Genomic DNA, 2,850 nt, shown 5'->3' with positions numbered 1-2,850 from the left:
CCCGCCGACGCAAGCGCCTGCCGGATCACCCGCTGCTGCGAAGGACCGTTCGGCGCCGTCAGACCATTCGACGCACCATCCTGATTCACCGCCGAACCACGCACCACCGCAAGAACCCGATGCCCCTCGCGCACCGCATCCGACAACCGCTCCAACACCACCACACCCACACCCTCGGACCAGCCCGCACCGTCGGCGTCATCGGAGAACGCCTTCGAACGGCCGTTCCCGGCCAGCGCCCCCTGCCGGGTGAGCTCGGCGAAGGCCAGGGGTGTGGTCATGATCGTCGCACCGCCCGCGACGGCGAGTGAGCACTCACCGCCGTGGAGGGCCCTGGCGGCCAGGTGGATCGCCACCAGGGAGGCGGAGCAGGCGGTGTCGACGGTGACGGCGGGGCCTTCGAACCCGAAGGTGTAGGAGAGCCGTCCCGAGATCACGCTCGCCGCGAGTCCGGTGGCGGCGTGGCCCTCGGTGTCCTCGTCGGAGTCGGCGAGGAGCGTGGCGTAGTCCTGGCCGTTGGTGCCGACGAAGACGCCGGTCTGGCTGCCCCGCAGCGAGTCCGGGTCCACACCGACGCGCTCCAGCGCCTCCCACGTGGTCTCCAGCAGGAACCGCTGCTGCGGATCCATCGCGAGCGCCTCACGCGGGGAGATGCCGAAGAACGCCGGGTCGAAGTCCGCGCAGCCGTCGAGGAAGCCGGCCTCGCCGGTGACGCTCGTCTCGAGCACCGACTCGACATCCCAGCCGCGGTCGGTGGGAAAGGGGCCGATGCCGTCGCGTCCCTCGGCCAGCATCTGCCAGAACTCCTCCGGCGTTCTCACGCCGCCGGCGAAGCGGCAGGCCATGCCGACGATCGCGATCGGTTCGTCGTGGGGCACCGGCTCCGCGGCGGCGACGACGCCGGTGTCCGCCACACCGAGCACCTCGCCGAGCAGATGCTCGGCGAGCGCGCGGGGCGTCGGGTAGTCGTAGACGAGAGCGGCGGGCAGGCTCCGGCCGGTCACCGCGCCCAGGTGGTTGCGCAGTTCGACCGCGGTGAGCGAGTCGAACCCGAGGCCCGTGAAGGGCTTCGTCACGCCGACGGCGGACGGGCCGGTGTAGCCGAGAACCGCGGCGACGGCCGTGCGTACCACATCGAGCATCACGTCCAGCGGCTCGTCCGCGCCCTGGAGCCTGGCGAGAAGGCCGGAGTCGCCGTGCGGCACCCGCACCCGGGGCTCGGCCTCGGGCCCCGACTCCGGCAGTACGGCGATGCCGACGGTGGCGGCGGGTTCGCCGGCGGCCTGCCACATCGCCTCCACGGCGAGTGCGGGGTTCATCGCGATCCCGTGCAGGTCTGCGTCGACGGCCTCGCCGGCGGCCATTCCGGCTCCGGCCCAGGCGCCCCAGGCGATCGAGGTCGCGGCGTGTCCGGCTGCCCTGCGCCGCAGGGCGATCGCGTCCAGAACCGCGTTGGCGGCGGCGTAGTTGCCCTGCCCGGGGTTGCCGATCGCACCGGCGAGGGAGGAGAACAGGACGAACGCGTCCAGGTCCCGTTCGCGCGTCAGCTCGTCGAGCACGAGGGCGGAGGCGACCTTGGCGCGGAACACGTCCGCGAACCGCTCCGGTGTCAGCGACTCGAGCACCCCGTCGTCCAGCACGCCCGCGGTGTGCACCACGGCCGTGAGTCCGGGCAGGTCGTCGAGGAGGGCGCGGACGGCGTCGCGGTCGGCGGCGTCGCAGGCCACCACATCGGCGGGCACGCTCTCGCGCAGTTCGTCCCGCAGGGCCGCGGCGCCGGGCGCGTCGAGGCCCCGGCGGCTCGCCAGGACCACCCGCTGGACGCCCCGGCGTGCGAGGTCGCGGGCGACATGGCCGCCGAGTGCGCCGGTGCCACCGGTGATCAGGACCGTGCCGGACGGCTGCCACGCCCGGCCACCGGGGCGCGGCACCGTCCCGTAGCGGCGGGCGAAGACCCCCTCGGGCCGGATGGCCACCTGGCGCTCGTCGCCGGCGAGCACGGCGGGGAGCAGGTCGGTGAGCCGCTCGGGCGCGGCCCCCAGGTCGACCAGGCCGCCCCAGTGGGCGGGCAGTTCCAGGGCGGCGACCCGGCCGAGGCCCCACACGCCGTTCTGCCCCGCGTCGGCGATCGGTTCGCCCGCGACCGAGACGGCCTCCCGGGTGACCGCCCACACCGGGGCCGCGACACCCCGGCGGGCGACCGTCCGGACCAGGTCCAGTGTGCCCGGCAGTCCGGCGGGGACGCCGTCGTCGTCGCAACCGTCGTCCAGCGCCAGCAGCGAGACGACACCGTCGTACGGTGTCTCGGGAAGTTCCTCGACGATGGTGCCGCCGACCGCGGCGGCCACCTGGAGGGCCCATGCGTCCTCGGCGAACCCGGCCGGGGCGACGACGAGCCATGTGCCGGTGATCGAACCCGACGGCTCGACCGGCGTCCAGGTTTCGCGGTTCCACCACGAGGGGGCCGCCGGCTCCGCGGGGCCTGCCGGGGCGGCGCCGATCGGCGTCGGCCAGTAGCGCTCGTGCTGGAAGGCGTACGTCGGCAGGTCGACACGGCGGGCACCGGTGCCGGCGAACAGCGGCGCCCAGTCGACGGCCACGCCTGCCACGTGCAGCTTCGCCAGGGCGGTGACGACGGCCGGTTCCTCCGGCCGCTGCCTGCGCAGCGCCGGAGCGACGACGGCGCCCGGGACGGTCTCGCCGATCATCGCGGACAGGGCGCTGTCGGGGCCGATCTCCAGCCATGCCGTGGCGCCTGCCTCGCGGAGCCTGGTGACGCCGTCGTGGAAGCGGACGGTCTCGCGTACATGCCGCACCCAGTACTCGGGATCGCCCATCTCACCCGCGGCG

At 74.5% G+C, this 2,850-nt stretch carries 1 pseudogene; it reads right to left on the bottom strand.

The window, feature by feature from the left end:
- Window positions 1–2,837: pseudogene (locus SCWH03_RS29725) on the bottom strand (type I polyketide synthase); the annotation flags it as partial.
- Between the last annotated feature and the right edge of the window lie 13 nt (window positions 2,838–2,850).

Origin of the sequence: Streptomyces pacificus (assembly GCF_011766325.1) — a bacterium.
Lineage (GTDB): Bacteria > Actinomycetota > Actinomycetes > Streptomycetales > Streptomycetaceae > Streptomyces > Streptomyces pacificus.
The sequence above is the reverse complement of the archived record's forward strand: the minus strand, read 5'-3'. Positions and strand labels throughout refer to the sequence as shown.